Here is a 15251-nt window from a genome sequence, read left to right on the forward strand (position 1 = left end):
ATCTACACTCACATATGGGCACTTACCTACATATCATGCTTGTAGAGTGACTTCTGGGAGGTGTTATATAGTGAAAAAATTAATCGCGATTTTTTGCATCATGTTACTAGCTGTTTTTACTTTTGCTGCTTGTAGTAGTAAAAAAGAAAGTACGAAAGAACAAACCCAAAACATTCGCGTCGGCGAAGTTACCCATTCTCTCTTCTATGCCCCATTATATGTCGGGATTGAAAAAGGATTTTTTAAAGATGAAGGACTAAATATTGACCTACAAACAACAGCTGGTGGCGATAAAACGATGACCACCCTATTATCTGGCGGAATTGATATTGCTCTCGTCGGTTCTGAAACATCTATTTACGTTCATCAACAAGGAGCGAAAGACCCTGTCATTAACTTTGCACAACTTACACAAACAGATGGGACATTTTTAGTTTCACGTAAAAAACTAGACTCTTTTAATTGGAATGACGTAAAAGGTGTTACATTTTTAGGACAGCGTAAAGGCGGCATGCCGCAAATGGTTGGGGAATACGTTTTAAAGAAAAATGGCATTGATCCTCGCAAAGATACGAACTTAATTCAAAATATCGAATTTGCTAATATTGCAAATGCCTTTGCATCTGGTACAGGAGAGTTTGTCCAGCTCTTTGAACCGACTGCAAGCATATTCGAAAAAGAAGGTAAAGGTTATATCGTCGCTTCATTCGGAAATGAATCTGGTACTGTTCCTTATACAACATTCATGGCAAAAGAAAGTTTCTTAAAGAAAGATAAAGCTGCTGCTGAAAAGTTCACACGTGCGCTCTATAAAGCACAGCAATGGGTTGATACACATAGTCCAGAAGAGATTGCTGATGCTGTTTCCCCGCTATTTAAAGACACTTCAAAAGACATTACAGTAAAAGTAATTGAACGGTATAAAAAGCAACATTCTTATGCGACAAATCCACTACTAGATGCGGAAGAATGGAAACAGCTCCAAACGATTATGAAAGACGCTGGTGAATTACAAAAAGAAGTCCCACATGAAGCGCTCGTCAATACAAAAATTGCCGAAAGCGTTATTAAGAAATAGAGGCGAAGTGTATGAGTTTTTTACAAATACGTAACGTTTCTCACTGCTTTTTTGCAAAAGAGAATGCCAAACTTATTCTTGAAGATATGAGCTTACAAGTGGAAGAAGGCGAATTTATTTCTATACTCGGCCCAAGTGGTTGCGGTAAAACAACGCTCCTCTCAATCATTGCTGGGTTACTTGATCCAATTGATGGTATTGTCTTTTTAGATGGTGAACCAATTACAACGAAAACATCATCTATGGGATATATGTTGCAGCAAGATTACTTATTCCCGTGGAAAACGATTGAAGAAAATATTATGCTTGGACTTCATATTCGAAGAATTTATGATGAACAAATGAAAGAACATACTTTAAACCTTTTAAAGCAAGTCGGTCTACATGGGGTAGAAGGACAATATCCTCGTGAACTATCCGGCGGTATGCGTCAACGTGCTGCTCTCGTTCGAACGTTAGCAACTGATCCGAAAATTTTATTACTAGATGAACCATTCTCCGCACTCGATTATCAAACGAAATTAAAACTAGAAGAACTCGTTTTCAACTTACTAAATAAATATAAGAAAACATCACTACTTGTTACTCACGATATTGAAGAGGCGATTGCGATGAGTGATCGTATTTATTTACTTCAAGCGAATCCTGGAAAAATCGCGAAAACCTTTATCGTCCCGGAAAGTATCCGTTCTTTATCACCGTTAGAAGCACGCCATCACTACGATTTCCCAGCCCTCTTTCAAGATATATGGAAGGAGCTGGAACGACTTGGATAATATAAAACAACTACATGAACAATTTCGAAAGAAAGAACGCAGGCGTGCTTGGATTGCTCGCTCACTACAGCTTTTACTACTTATTCTTTTCTTTGCACTATGGGAAATAGCTAGCAAAAAAGAATGGATCGATCCTTTACTCTTTAGTTCTCCTTCGAGTATTTGGGATCTCTTCTTAACGAAATGGATCGACGGTTCACTTTGGGTCCACATATGGACGACATTGCTGGAAACAGGAGTAGGTTTCATTCTCGGAACGGTACTCGGTGCTATTATTGCCACGTTTCTTTGGTGGATGCCACTTCTAGCCCGCGTACTTGATCCTTACCTCGTCGTCCTAAATGCAATGCCAAAAGTTGCACTCGGTCCAATCATCATCGTTATTTTCGGTCCAAACATTTCATCTTCTATCGCAATGGGAGTAATCATTTCCATCATCATTACCATTCTCGTTATTTACAGTGCATTTCAAGAAGTCGATTCTAACTATATAAAAGTGATGGATACATTTGGCGCAAATAAATGGCAATGTTATAAGCAAGTCGTTCTCCCTGCATCCTTTCCAGCAATTATCTCAACGTTAAAAGTAAATGTTGGTTTATCCTGGGTCGGTGTTATTTTCGGAGAACTTCTCGTTTCCAAACAAGGACTTGGCTACTTAATTAGCTACGGATTCCAAGTCTTTAACTTCACACTCGTCTTACTTAGCGTACTACTCACATGTGTTCTTGCAACTCTTATGTATGTATTTGTTGAGGCATTTGAAAAAATTCTAATTGGAAAAAGAAAAAGAAGCTGACTCAAAACAGTGCGCTATAGTCAGCTTCTTTCTTTTACCTTTTATCACACATTTTCGTTTCATTTGTAATGTTTCCATCCGCAACCGTAACTGTATGGAAACAGTCTTTCACACGTACTGTAACGACATTATCTTTTCGATCTATCACATGATAATCATTAAACTTTTCATTCAAAGCACTACGAATTTGCTCCCCTTCAAAAATCGGAAAACCGTGAGACATTACCCAAATGAGACCAGCAACAGCAAGAATCGTTTTCATACGTTTCATTACCTCCTCGAGAGTAAACTTATAGTCCCTACAACACGCGCATTATAATTGTGTCTAAATTGTGACATTTTTATACTAATTCTCTTTTGTGCCTCCAGTTCCTTCTTCTTTTTGATAAAAATACAGAATTTTCAATTTTATCAACATAAAAAAACGCAAAGAATTAAAAATTCTTCACGCTTTTCTTTAACGAAACTATATCGAAAGCATAACTCACATTAGTCTCCACTTTGTTGTTCTATCGTTTTTGAAACATCATATAATCCCGACAGCACTTCCGCTCTCATTTTTACAAGCTCAGGGAACTGATAGAAGAAAGCAATTTTCTTATATTTTAACTCTGTTCCTTCTTTCACCTTTTTTGAATCTTGTAAAATGAACGCTGTAAATGTATCTGCGATATCTTCCGTTACATTTGTTGTTCCATATAGCGATACAAAATCATCATGCTTTTCTTTATAAAATTCAATTTGTGCCTCTTCACTTTCTTCTACTTTCTTTTCTGTCCACTCTTGCTCAATTGGTTTCCAAAATTCATTATAAAATTGGTTAATATACGAAGTTTTTCTCGCACATCCATTTTTCAAGAACACCGTTTTACATTTATTTCGATATGATGAAATGTCTTTCTCTTCATCAAACGCCTCTAAATACTTTCTATCCACTGGTACTTGTTTATGTCCAATCGTTAATACGTGAGCCGTTTCATGAATTAATGTTTTCATCACTTCATCTATATTCACCCCAGAATCCAGCACGTCTAAACTAAGCACCCAATCTCTCGGGTCATCTATACTTGGCATGACATGGGCAACAACGCCATCATAACCATCCGTTATTAGACCAAATCCTGTTATATTCTCACGATATTTCACTGGGACGAGAGTGCGATACATGTCCCATAAGGTTTCATGATACTCTCTATCTTGTCGCTGACTTAACAAATCATCTTTTGCTACTTCGTCATCTGCAAAAACTTTATTCAATCTCTTACGATCCAATTTCTCAAAATAAGGATCTACAATTTCATCATCATCGATATAATAAGAAGCTAAAAAGAAGTAATTGTCATCCTCTTCTTTTTTCTGTTCCGCCTCTTTCATATTCATACTTTCATACTCTTCTATGTCATAATCCTCTACTTTTTCAAGTTCTGAAAGTCCCTCTATCTTTTTATATACTTTTTGTAATGTTTTATCTCCTATTTGCGTGCACTCTTCTTCTGTTTTACAAATTTCTTTTTCTTTTGTAACCTCGATAGCACTATCGCATCCTGCAACTAAACCGCTTGCTATAATACAACACACTAACTTGCCATACAGTTTCTTCATACAATCCCCCATTATTCCATTCTACAAAATATCATAATCATTTTTTTGCGAATATGCGATAATTAATTATAAAAACTGCAAGGAGGCTTCCCATGATTCGTGCAATCCTATTCGACTTAGATGGAACACTATTAGATCGGCGCCAATCTTTAGAACAATTTATTTGTGAGCAATATAATCGCTTCGCCTCACATTTGAAGAGCATAGAGAAATCAGAGTATTGTTCTCGATTTCTTGAACTCGATAATAATGGCTATACGTGGAAGGATAAAGTATATGCTACTCTCCTTTCCGAATACAACATTACTACTTTAACGCAAGAGCAACTACTACACGACTATATTACAAACTTCCAACATCATTGTATTCCTTTCAAAAACACGCATGAACTACTTCAACAGTTAAAACAGCGAAACATTAAAATTGGTATTATCACAAATGGTTTTACTGAATTTCAGATGAGCAACCTTCGAGCACTACATATACATACGTATACAAACACCATTCTCGTTTCAGAAGCTGAAGGAATAAAAAAACCTCACCCTGAAATTTTCGAACGTGCTTTGCAAAGACTAGATGTTAAGGCAGAAGAATGTCTTTATGTTGGAGATCATCCAGAAAACGATGTGCTTGGTTCTGAACAAGTAGGGATTCTTGGTGTTTGGAAAAAAGATTCGTTTTGGGGTGATTTTAAGCATTCACGTATCGTAGATGATTTGTTGGAGGTGCTTTCGTTTTTAGAGGTGGAGGTATCAACACAATAATAACAAATAAATTATATCAGCGATTTTCACAATATATCAATTCACCAACCAAAAGTAACAATAATAAGAGGAGGCGTTTTTCAAAAACGCCTCCTCTTATTATTCATACACTGTAAACTGTGGTTTACTCGGATGATCTTTTACTAGCGCATCATCTGGAAACTTTGAAACTTTTTGATATACGGCAATGTCGCCGATACACCCTGCTGTTAGTAGAATTCCTAAAAATGAGAGTGGCTCCAGATTCATAGCTAATCCCAATACAATTGGCAAAATTCCAGTTGGTAAAAACGGAAGCATTAACACTTTCTTCATTTGCTTTACTGTAACCGCCTGTTTAGAATGAGCATATGCAACACCTAATTTCCAATTAACGCCCCATTTTAGTTCACTCCACGGAACACCTCCGATATAGCGAAAGCCAATTAAATGTATCGCTTCATGAATACAAACGAGAACAATCATTGCGATAATAAAAAGAAACATCGTTAATAATGTAACTTCGACTTGAACCCCACCTGAAAGAAATATATGCAAATAACCAATTCCAAACGACAAAGCAATTATTATAAAAAATAAAGAAAAGTTTAATTTAACCATCGAAACAGTAACAGTCGTTTCTTTTCTTTTATCCATCTTCCCCCTCCTAAAATGTAAATATATCTTTACAAAATTGTATAATATACCCAAAATAATGTAAAGATATATTTACATTTATTCTTACATACAAAAAAAGAAACCGGCTACTTTACTTCGTAAAACAGCCGATTTCTTCTATATGTTTCATCGTACGCGCTAATACGTCATCGCGCATTATAAAGCTAAATTTTCTATTCGTTTTAATGTTGTCAGGAATGTCTTTTAATAAAACAGACCCTTTCGTTTCTTCGTAATGCGTATGTTCTTCTACCGCACTAATTGTTGCAAAATAAATGTTTTTAATGATTATTTTGTCTTTTCCAGATACTTTGTATTGTCCTAAGTAAGTTAAATCAGAAACTATGCCGCCGGTTTCTTCATGAACCTCTCGAACTGCCGCTTCTTCCGGTGTTTCCCCTAGTTCTACTTTACCACCCGGAAATTCAAGACCGCGACGTAAATGATGCGTTAATAACCATTGATCCCCGTACCGGCATACAACCCAAACATGCTTTGGCTCAGGAGAAAATGGATAACGTTCAAACGATAATTGTACAGTGTTGTGGTAATAATCTTTAAATTTGTACATGCCATTACTCCCCTATTGATGGTTACAAGTTTTTCCTACCACAAATTGTAGCATATTCTCGCTTTTCTGCATAATATTATCCAATTACAATCCATTGATTATTCCCATTTGCGCGACTAATTCTTTCGTCTCATGATTTCCTAAATCGTAAATCATTTTATATGCTTTTTGTAGTTGTTCATCATATCGGTCATTATTTGAATCGTGATGATACTCAACAAATGGAACGTGGGAGCGTACAAATGAACCTAAATCTTCTACATATGCTTGATCGAAGTGCTCTCTTAATTCCGTAATTTCCTCATCATTTGCGGAAATCTCAAAATTATACGTATCCGCCGTCTTCACTTGTGAAATTTGACCGTTTCCTATTGATATATAATATGTTTTTTTCGTCTCCATGTAACACCCTTCTTTCATCCTTTTAATTTCTATTGTTTTCATCAATTACAAAATTATGTAAAATAAAGAAAAGGAGGGATTTTATGTTCAAAATATTAATTATCGGTATTATCATCGTCCTAATCATCCTCGTACTCTCCATCATGACAATTAATAAAGGCTATGCTTATAAACATTCCGTCGATAAACTAGAAGACAATCCTTATACAAAAAAGAATAAGGAGAATTCCTAATATACTTCGCATCATAGTAGCACTCACTGTGATCGTTATGTCGGCAATTGGATTATATACAGGTCAAAATAATTTTTTACCTCTTTCACAATTTCTATTAGGGGCTTTAATGTTTCTCATCGCATTTGAACAAATAAAGAAAAAGGAATCAGCAACTGGACTTATTTGTATTATTGCCGGTGCTTTCATTTGGATTGTTCTCATCATTAGCTATATCAAATAAAAGGAGGTACATGCATGCTAAAAGGAGTACGGATTACTTTATCACTTATTGCTTTATCTATAGCAATCTATGGATTTTTTACTAGTAATAGAGAAATAATGCCGTATATGTTTATCTCTTTAGGAGTTATGGCCCTCACCATAAGTTTAGAGGAAATATTAAAGAGGCAAACAGGAGGTAGTGTGCTCGCTCTACTAGCAGGAGCCGCTGCTTTATTTATTGGTTTCACAGAAATATTCCGATAAATGGTCTAAAGGAGGCTATACAATGCTAACTCTAACTATATTACGGAGTTTTTTAGCATTTCTCATGCTTCTCTTACTCATTCTAAGCACTTATATCGATGTTACCGATAATTTTTCACTTCTTCCATACTTACAATTTATTCTCAGTTGTTCCTTTATTCTTCTAGGAATTAATGAATTAAAATCCGGACGAAAATCAATGAGTATCCCGTATTTTTTCGTTTCTGGTCTTATATTCTTCTTCTTAATATCGAACTACTTTCACTACATGTAGAATGAAATTTTGACCAATTTAGCATTTATAATTATTTTCTCTCAGTAACTATGTCTTTCTACTAAGGGGGATTCCATGTTAAAAAACATTCGAATTATAATCGCCACTATCGCTCTTTCTCTCGCCCTATTTAGCTTCTTTGCAAACTTCACTATTCTTTTACCTTACGTGTTTATCCTTTTAAGTATTATGTTTATCCTTTTTGGAATTGATGAAATGAAGAAACAGGAAAAAGCAAAAGCATTTGTTTATTTTCTCGGTTCTGCCTTTGTTTTATATGTTGGAGTATCTAATATATTTTCATAAAAAAGAAGAGTATGGTCGCTCTTAGCACAATAAAAAAACTGCCCTTTCACAGGCAGTTTTCCTTTTTATCCAAACACTTTCTCAAGTTCATCTTTATCTTGGCTTAACCAGAAGTTCATTAAGCGTTGTGCTCCTTCTAAATCGTGAAGCTTCGCTTGACCACATTGTGTTTCATTTGCAGCTGGAATTTCTGTAATTTGAACCGCATCTTTTAATGTTAGTTCTAATAAATCAATAATTTCTCGTACTGTCGGTGTTCCGCTTACTACAAGATAATATCCTGTTTGGCAGCCCATCGGTGAAATATCGATAATATCAAAGTGCGGATAACGATCAATATATTTACGTAAATTAAATGCTAATAAATGTTCTAACGTATGAATAACATCTGGTTTCATTGCTTGTTTATTCGGTTGGCAGAAACGAATATCAAATTTATTTACAATACCGTCACTACCTACATTGTGAACTCCGCAATGTCTTACATAAGGTGCCTTTACAATCGTATGATCTAATTCAAAGCTTTCTACTGATGGCATACAACATCTCTCCCGCTTTTAATTTAATTCCGTTATATCCAATATGATATAACGGAAATGCACATTAGTAAAGTATTATGTACAGTCGTGCTATAATACTTTAAGAATATGCTGAAAAGGAGACCGTTATGAAACAGATTTTTATTGGGATTATACGCTTTTATCAAAAATTCATTTCTCCGATGACACCACCAACATGCCGTTTTTATCCGACTTGTTCTCATTACGGATTAGAGGCGTTTCAAAAACATGGTGCATTCAAAGGCTTTTGGCTTACTTGTAAGCGTATATTAAAATGTCACCCTTTCCACCCGGGAGGATTTGATCCTGTCCCAGATAAAAAGGATGACAAAGTAAATTCTTAATTGTCGTAACCATTTACAACTAAATCTAATTTTCCTGTATCAGGATCTATAACAAGACCGTGAACAGGTACTTCTTCCGGAAGTAATGGGTGGTTGCGAAGTACTGATACGCTATGTTCTACACTTTCTTCCACACTAGAGAAACCGCGCAAGAATTGTTCTAAATCGATTCCAGAATAACGAAGCATATCTAATTTCTCTTCTGTTATACCGCGTTCTTTCATTTTCTCAATCGTACTGCTTGCTTGAATTTTTGCCATACCACAATCATGGTGACCAACTACACAAACTTCATCAGCGCCAAGTTCGTATACAGCGACTAAAATACTACGCATAATACTTCCAAATGGATGTGAAATAACAGCGCCTGCTACTTTAATAATTTTCACATCACCGTTACGCATATTCATCGCTTTCGGTAATAGTTCAACAAGTCTTGTATCCATACAAGAAATAATTACCATCTTTTTGTTTGGAAATTTCCCCGCTACAAACTCTTCATATTTTTTCTCTTCAACAAATTTCTCATTGTACTGCAAAATCTCTTCTAATGACTTCATAGTAAGGAACCCTCTTTTCTCTCATTTACACTACATAAATAGTGTACCAAAATATGAAAAACTCAAAAAGGATATCGCTTTATAGTAAAAATAAGATATTTTCAGATAATCGACATAATTCTTTCAAAATATACACACAGCTTTGTAACAAGTTTCACATACTTTAAACGTATTTTCACTATAAACTGATTGTAGATAATGTAAAAAAGGAGTGAATATTCATTATGTCCGACGTTCTGTTACTGAGTCGTTTTCAATTTGCAATTACTATTTTTTATCACTTTTTATTTGTACCTTTGACAATCGGACTTGTCATTTTAGTAGCATGTATGGAAACTCAATACGCCCGCACATTGAATCCAACATACCGCAAAATGGCAAATTTCTGGGGTAAATTATTTACAATTAACTTCGTAATGGGGATTATAACCGGGATTACGATGGAATTCCAATTTGGAACAAACTGGTCTGAGTACTCCAAATATATGGGAGACATTTTCGGATCACCTCTCGCAATCGAAGCACTTGTTGCCTTCTTCTTAGAATCTACTTTCATGGGAATATGGTTATTCGGTAAAGACAAAATTTCACCAAAGTTCCGTGCCTTCTGCATGTGGATGGTTGCACTTGGAACAAACATTTCTGCCCTTTGGATTATTACAGCAAACGGCTTTATGCAAAACCCTGTTGGCTACGTAGTACGTAACGGCCGCGCTGAATTAAATGATTTCTGGGCACTCGTTACGAATCCATACGCTTGGAATATGTTCTTCCATACTGTAGTTGGTTGTTATATTGTTGGTGCTTTCTTCGTTATGGCAATTAGTGCCTATCACTTATTACGTAAAAATGAAGTTGAATTCTTCAAAAAATCATTTAAGTTCGGCTTAATGTTAGGCTTATTCGCCGCAACAATTACACCGTTTATGGGACATCAATCTGGTGTATCAGCGGCTAAATATCAACCCGCAAAAGGAGCTGCGATGGAAGCAGTTTGGGAAACCGGAAAAGGACAAGGCTTCTCAATTGTTCAAATTCCTGATGTGAAAAACGAGAAGAATTTTGAATTCCTTACGATTCCAAAACTCGGAAGCTTCTTCTATACAAACTCATTTGATGGCGAAATTGTTGGTTTAAAAGATATTCCGAAAGATGAACGTCCAAATGTTAACCTCGTGTATTATAGCTTCCGATTAATGGTTGCACTCGGTATGTTCTTTATGGCATTAACTTGGTATGGCTTCTATTTAAACCGAAAAGGAAAACTAGAAAACTCAAAACGTTATTTAAAAATTACAATATGGTCTGTCTTACTTCCTTATATCGCGATTAACGCAGGATGGATCGTCGCTGAAGTAGGTCGCCAACCATGGACAGTATATAAACTAATGCGTACAGCAGAATCTGTATCGCCTATATCTGTTCCACAAATTTGGTTCTCATTAATTAGTTTAATTTTATTCTACACTTTACTTTTAATCGCAGACGTATACTTAATGCTGAAGTTCGCTAAAAAAGGACCTGCCGCATTAGAAGAACTTGCTACTGAGGGAGGTGTGGCTCATGTCTCATGATATGCTTGCAATCATCTGGTTCGGTTTATGGGGCGTGATTTGGACAGTTTACTTCATTCTTGACGGGTATGCACTTGGTAACGGAATGATTTTTCCCTTCGTTACGAAAGATCGACAAGAACGAAATCAATTACAAGAAGCAATTGGCCCGTTCTGGGGCGGTAATGAAGTATGGTTAATTACAGCTGGTGGCGCAACATTTGCTGCCTTCCCAGTCACGTATGCTAATATGTTTAGTTATTTATATACACCGTTATTCTTAGTATTACTTGCACTATTTGCTCGTGCCGCTGGACTGGAATTCATGCATAAAGATGATTCACCAATTTGGCAAAAAACTTGTAAATGGGCATTTGCAATTGGCAGTTTCCTAATCGCCTTCTTATTCGGTGTTACATTCGCTAACTTGTATTACGGACTACAAATCGGAAAAAATGGCTATGAAGGAAATTTACTTAGCTTACTAAACCATTACGGTATATTAGGTGGTCTTTTCTTCACTGCTATATTTGTCGTATCCGGTGCCCTTTGGGTCATGATTAAAACGACTGGTGAAGTATCTGATCGTGCTTATAAAATCGCAAGACCATTTTCAATGGCAGCTGCTATCATTTTAGCTATTTTCTATGTAGCAACTGCTAATAGAACAAACTTATTCCAAAACTTTACAGAATATCCGGTACTATTCATTCTTCCAGTACTTGCAATGCTAATGAGTGTACTCGCACTAATTATGGTGTACAAACATAAAATTGGCCTTGCATTCACATTCGTTTGCCTAACAATCGCAATGTTTATGACAACTGGCTTTGCAGGTATGTTCCCAAGAATGTTACCATCTCGTATTAACGATGCATACAGTACAACGTTATACAACGCAGCTGGTAGTCAATTAAACTTAAAAATTATGTTCTTCGTTGCAATGGTCATGGTACCAATCGTTATTGGATATCAGCTTTGGAGCTACAGTCTTTTTAAAAATAAAATTCATAAAGACTCTGCTAAAGGGTATCACTAAGTTAAAAAAAAGACACTTCGTTTGAAGTGTCTTTTTTTTACGTATGATTTTCGATAAGATGTTATATTTCTAATCTAACAACTATACTACAGAAAAATCATTAACAGCTCACAGCTAGATTGTAGCACAGGACAAGTTCATCATTTTATGCAATTTTACATACTGTACTATAAAGTAAACTGTATCCCCTGATCATTCGCATCATTATCCCATACATCAGCTGTACTAATCCCGCTAAACGTTTGTACTTTCATTCCTGTATTTGATGATCCCGATCCATTATAAGCCTTCGTCTTTTCAATCGGCTGTACGTTATATTTGTCACCTACATTAATTGTTCCATTGCAGTTTTCAATAATAACACCTTCCACAACTGCCGGCATTTTGTCACCCACTTTCATTTCTTTACTTTTATTTTATGAAAATCGCCTAGAAAAATAGCATGTTTCAATAAGAAAAAGCACTCAATTTGAGTGCTTTTTCTTTAAGCATAAAGACAAGTTTGGAGACAGTTGACTTCTTCAAAATTTTATTAGGGGTAATATTTTGAAAAAGAAAGCCTTTCATATGTAGGTTAACACCACTGGAATATATAGTAAATTGATAATATTTATACGGAAGATTGCTAATGTTTAGTATAGATAGTTTACACTATGCTAACAGTGAAAACTATCTATACTAACAAAAAAAGATGCCTTCAAAAAAGACACCTTTCAAAAACAGACACTATAAAACAGAATTATTTATTGTTATACGATTGTTAGATACAAAAAGTAGAGGGAAATGTTTGTATTAAATTCTGCTTTATAAAGTCTGTCTACAACTTATATTGTAATCCTCTTCATTTGAAAAAAAATATAATATGCACAATTGCATACAAAAAGAAAAAGCACTCTACTGAGTGCCTTTTCAACCATTTTACTTTTAATATATCGCTTTGAATATATTGTAACATATGTATCCATATATTTTATTGAGAAAATTCAAAATCCTTTTTCTTTCATTTTCACTTATAAAATCATGTAATATAAAAGGTATGTCAAATTCTTATACAAGTTGAGGTGTACTATATTTATGCTGTATTTTGGAATTATTCCTCTTATATTGTTTATTATTTTTCTTATCTCATATTTAAAAGATCCGCGGAAAATAATAAACGGCTTTTTATTTAATTCCTTTGTCTGTTTTTTCCTTCTTTTTTGTGTGATTATATCTGTGAATTCAAGTAGTGATGTCCTACGCTATATTATAATTTTACCTATTTTAGCACTTCTTATTATGCTTCCTTTCGGTATTGTTGCTTTAATGTTTGGGCTATTTCTTAATGCTAGAATTTTAATGAAGCGAGAAGGAAGACGGTTCACTAACTGTTTAACACTCCTTGCTGCTTTAGGGATGTTATTCTTTATGTTACTCCCTATCATAAATCCAGCAAGTTTGGTCTCATCGCATTTAGAGCCTATTTTCGCAGCTATTTCTCTTATAAGCTTCTATTTCTTTATACACTTATCTAACTTCTTAAGCGCTTATTTTTTATACCAATTTAACAGACCAAGACGTAATCAAGATTTCATTATCGTTCTTGGTAGTGGCTTAATTAATGATAAAGTACCACCCTTACTTGCAAGCCGCATTAATAAAGCTATCGACTTCTATTGGAAACAAGCAGCTGTAAATACACCACCGACAATTATTTTCTCTGGTGGTCAAGGTCCAGATGAAGGTCTTCCAGAAGCAGAGGCAATGCAAAATTATGCTGTTGAAAAAGGAATTCCTCTTGAACATACAGTCCAGGAAAATCGCTCTGTAAACACATATCAAAATATGTTGTTCTCTAAAGAAATTATGGATTCTTTAAAACCTGAAGGTAAATATAAAAGTATTTTTACAACAAATAATTTCCACCTTTTCCGCGCTGGTATATACGCTAGACAAGCTGGTCTTAATAGCCAAGGAATCGGGTCAAAAACTGCATTTTATTACTGGCCTAACGCAATGATTCGTGAATATGTTGCGATTGTCGTAATGGGACGTAAGCGTCATATGAAAATATGTGGAACTATTTTAGGTTTCGCTTTATTCATATCAGTACTTAGTTTTATATTTTCTTAATAGCATCCCATCCTTTGAAAGGATGGGATTTCTTATACTGATTTCAAAAATATTTTAAAGATAATATGGTGATAATATTCCCTGCATACATCCATTAAAGGAGAATTTTTTCAAATTAAATGTTAAAATAAAATTTAGGTGTGAATGACGTAACAAATAAGAAACTAGTTTGAAACGAGGAAATTACATGGAGAAAATTATCAAAAACAAGCCCAATAAGCTAAGAATTGCTTCAAAAGCTTTGATGATTATTATTGGGGCATTTATCACAGCGTACGGATTAGAAGCGGTATTAATTCCAAATAACGTATCAGACGGTGGTGTGACTGGTTTAAGTATCGTTAGTTCAAGATTATTTGGATTACCATTAGGAGCTCTAATCGCAGTTATTAACATTCCTTTCGTTTGGTTAGGATATAAGCAAATCGGTAAAAGCTTTGCGATTTATTCCATTATCGGGATTGCTTCATTAGCAATAGGTACCGTTGTCATGCACGGAATACCAGCTATTATTGAAGGCGATACATTATTAGTTACAGTTGTTGGTGGTATTATCATCGGTTTTGGTATGGGACTAGCATTACGTAACGGCGGGGCATTAGATGGAATCGATATGCTAGCTGTATTGCTTTCTCGTAAGTTACCATTTGGAACGAGTGACCTTATTTTATTCTTAAACATGTTCGTATTTATTTTCGTATCAACAGTATTCGGCCTGCAAGGAGCTATCCTTTCGGCAATTGCTTATTTTATCGCTTCGAAAGTGATTCATATCGTTGAAGTTGGTTTAAGTGGTTCAAAAGCATTTAAAATTATTACAAAAGAGCCTGAATTAATGGTAGAAACAATTCGCGATCGTTTAGGCCGAAGTGCAACATATAACGAAGTATACGGTGGTTATTCAAGAGAGAAGTTTAAAGAAATTTCCTGTGTAATTAACCGTTTAGAAGAAAGTAAAATGAAAGAACTTATTAATGAAATCGATCCACACGCCTTTATTACAGTTTATGACGTAGCAGAAGTAAAAGGCGGTAATTTCAAGAAACGTGATATTCATTAATCGTTATGAAAAAGAGGGTGTGCCAAAATTTTGGCACACCCTCTTTTTATTATTAAGTTGTTATCGTTGTCAGTTTTTGTCGGTAAGTCGATA

21 protein-coding genes are annotated in these 15251 nt (G+C 35.1%); 13 read left to right on the forward strand and 8 right to left on the reverse strand.

Annotated elements, in window-relative coordinates; translation table 11 throughout:
- The first annotated feature begins 70 nt into the window (after window positions 1-70).
- The 3 genes from NST90_RS22650 to NST90_RS22660 are packed head-to-tail and all read left to right on the forward strand — an operon-like array spanning window position 71 to window position 2653.
- On the forward strand, window positions 71-1078 hold the full coding sequence (locus NST90_RS22650; RefSeq protein WP_000733152.1) for an ABC transporter substrate-binding protein: 1008 nt from the start codon (window positions 71-73) through the stop codon (window positions 1076-1078).
- An 11-nt stretch (window positions 1079-1089) separates the two neighbouring features.
- Window positions 1090-1854, forward strand: a complete 765-nt coding sequence (locus NST90_RS22655; protein WP_000009035.1) for an ABC transporter ATP-binding protein — start codon at window positions 1090-1092, stop codon at window positions 1852-1854.
- Window positions 1847-2653: an ABC transporter permease gene (locus NST90_RS22660; RefSeq protein WP_000368771.1), complete on the forward strand. Its 807-nt coding sequence runs from the start codon at window positions 1847-1849 to the stop codon at window positions 2651-2653. The genes NST90_RS22655 and NST90_RS22660 overlap by 8 nt, the downstream gene beginning before the upstream one ends.
- Before the next feature lie 34 nt (window positions 2654-2687).
- Here NST90_RS22660 and NST90_RS22665 read toward each other — a convergent pair whose 3' ends face one another.
- Both NST90_RS22665 and NST90_RS22670 read right to left on the reverse strand, forming a co-directional pair.
- Window positions 2688-2915 (reverse strand): hypothetical protein, encoded by a 228-nt coding sequence (locus tag NST90_RS22665; protein ID WP_000849112.1) that lies wholly within the window; start codon window positions 2913-2915, stop codon window positions 2688-2690.
- Window positions 2916-3142: 227 nt separating this feature from the next.
- On the reverse strand, window positions 3143-4255 hold the full coding sequence (locus NST90_RS22670) for a hypothetical protein (protein ID WP_000737819.1): 1113 nt from the start codon (window positions 4253-4255) through the stop codon (window positions 3143-3145).
- 92 nt (window positions 4256-4347) lie between these two features.
- On the opposite strand from NST90_RS22670, the gene NST90_RS22675 reads away from it, so the two are divergent.
- Window positions 4348-5019, forward strand: a complete 672-nt coding sequence (locus tag NST90_RS22675; RefSeq protein WP_000617250.1) for an HAD family hydrolase — start codon at window positions 4348-4350, stop codon at window positions 5017-5019.
- A 99-nt stretch (window positions 5020-5118) separates the two neighbouring features.
- Here the strand turns inward: NST90_RS22675 and NST90_RS22680 are convergent, their stop codons facing one another.
- The 3 genes from NST90_RS22680 to NST90_RS22690 all read right to left on the reverse strand — a co-directional run bounded on the left by NST90_RS22680 (window position 5119) and on the right by NST90_RS22690 (window position 6649).
- A complete protein-coding gene (locus NST90_RS22680) occupies window positions 5119-5655 on the reverse strand; it encodes a DUF3267 domain-containing protein (protein ID WP_000361288.1) in 537 nt (178 codons plus the stop codon).
- Window positions 5656-5767: 112 nt separating this feature from the next.
- Window positions 5768-6247, reverse strand: a complete 480-nt coding sequence (gene mutTA, locus NST90_RS22685) for an antimutator 8-oxo-(dGTP/GTP)ase (RefSeq protein WP_000276385.1) — start codon at window positions 6245-6247, stop codon at window positions 5768-5770.
- Window positions 6248-6331: 84 nt separating this feature from the next.
- The gene (locus NST90_RS22690) at window positions 6332-6649 is read right to left on the reverse strand and encodes a hypothetical protein (RefSeq protein ID WP_000448409.1); all 318 of its coding nucleotides are present in this window, start codon (window positions 6647-6649) and stop codon (window positions 6332-6334) included.
- 83 nt (window positions 6650-6732) lie between these two features.
- Between NST90_RS22690 and ytzI the strand changes: the two genes are divergently transcribed.
- From ytzI to NST90_RS22710, 4 genes are all read left to right on the forward strand, one after another.
- The gene (gene ytzI / locus NST90_RS22695) at window positions 6733-6882 is read left to right on the forward strand and encodes a YtzI protein (RefSeq protein WP_000472791.1); all 150 of its coding nucleotides are present in this window, start codon (window positions 6733-6735) and stop codon (window positions 6880-6882) included.
- Entirely contained in the window at window positions 6875-7105 is a 231-nt protein-coding gene (locus tag NST90_RS22700; protein ID WP_033687460.1) for a DUF3953 domain-containing protein, read from the forward strand. Before ytzI ends, NST90_RS22700 begins: the two co-directional genes overlap by 8 nt.
- Window positions 7106-7119: 14 nt before the next feature.
- Complete coding sequence (locus NST90_RS22705) at window positions 7120-7350, forward strand: DUF3953 domain-containing protein (protein WP_000912059.1); 231 nt, start codon at window positions 7120-7122, stop codon at window positions 7348-7350.
- 349 nt (window positions 7351-7699) lie between these two features.
- Entirely contained in the window at window positions 7700-7930 is a 231-nt protein-coding gene (locus NST90_RS22710; protein ID WP_000916678.1) for a YczI family protein, read from the forward strand.
- Window positions 7931-7995: 65 nt separating this feature from the next.
- Here NST90_RS22710 and luxS read toward each other — a convergent pair whose 3' ends face one another.
- Window positions 7996-8469, reverse strand: coding sequence for an S-ribosylhomocysteine lyase LuxS (luxS, locus tag NST90_RS22715; protein WP_001141371.1), 474 nt, complete (start codon window positions 8467-8469; stop codon window positions 7996-7998).
- A 128-nt stretch (window positions 8470-8597) separates the two neighbouring features.
- On the opposite strand from luxS, the gene yidD reads away from it, so the two are divergent.
- Window positions 8598-8834: a membrane protein insertion efficiency factor YidD gene (yidD, locus tag NST90_RS22720; protein ID WP_000809330.1), complete on the forward strand. Its 237-nt coding sequence runs from the start codon at window positions 8598-8600 to the stop codon at window positions 8832-8834.
- Here the strand turns inward: yidD and NST90_RS22725 are convergent.
- Window positions 8831-9394, reverse strand: coding sequence for a carbonic anhydrase (locus NST90_RS22725; RefSeq protein ID WP_000838159.1), 564 nt, complete (start codon window positions 9392-9394; stop codon window positions 8831-8833). The two genes, yidD and NST90_RS22725, sit on opposite strands and share 4 nt — an antisense overlap.
- Before the next feature lie 224 nt (window positions 9395-9618).
- On the opposite strand from NST90_RS22725, the gene cydA reads away from it, so the two are divergent.
- Together cydA and cydB are read left to right on the forward strand one after the other, a co-directional pair.
- Entirely contained in the window at window positions 9619-10968 is a 1350-nt protein-coding gene (gene cydA, locus NST90_RS22730; protein ID WP_046393042.1) for a cytochrome ubiquinol oxidase subunit I, read from the forward strand.
- Window positions 10958-11986: a cytochrome d ubiquinol oxidase subunit II gene (gene cydB / locus NST90_RS22735; RefSeq protein WP_006925605.1), complete on the forward strand. Its 1029-nt coding sequence runs from the start codon at window positions 10958-10960 to the stop codon at window positions 11984-11986. The genes cydA and cydB overlap by 11 nt, the downstream gene beginning before the upstream one ends.
- A gap of 167 nt (window positions 11987-12153) precedes the next feature.
- On the opposite strand, the gene NST90_RS22740 is transcribed toward cydB, so the two are convergent.
- A complete protein-coding gene (locus tag NST90_RS22740; RefSeq protein WP_002001299.1) occupies window positions 12154-12387 on the reverse strand; it encodes a spore germination protein in 234 nt (77 codons plus the stop codon).
- 673 nt (window positions 12388-13060) lie between these two features.
- On the opposite strand from NST90_RS22740, the gene NST90_RS22745 reads away from it, so the two are divergent.
- Window positions 13061-14098 carry a YdcF family protein gene (locus NST90_RS22745; RefSeq protein ID WP_000965218.1) on the forward strand — a complete coding sequence of 346 codons (1038 nt, stop codon included), beginning with the start codon at window positions 13061-13063 and terminating at the stop codon, window positions 14096-14098.
- Window positions 14099-14285: 187 nt separating this feature from the next.
- A complete protein-coding gene (locus tag NST90_RS22750; protein ID WP_000411245.1) occupies window positions 14286-15158 on the forward strand; it encodes a YitT family protein in 873 nt (290 codons plus the stop codon).
- The last annotated feature ends 93 nt before the right edge of the window (window positions 15159-15251 follow it).

Source organism: Bacillus sp. FSL E2-8900 (genome assembly GCF_037966225.1).
Lineage (GTDB): Bacteria > Bacillota > Bacilli > Bacillales > Bacillaceae_G > Bacillus_A > Bacillus_A cereus.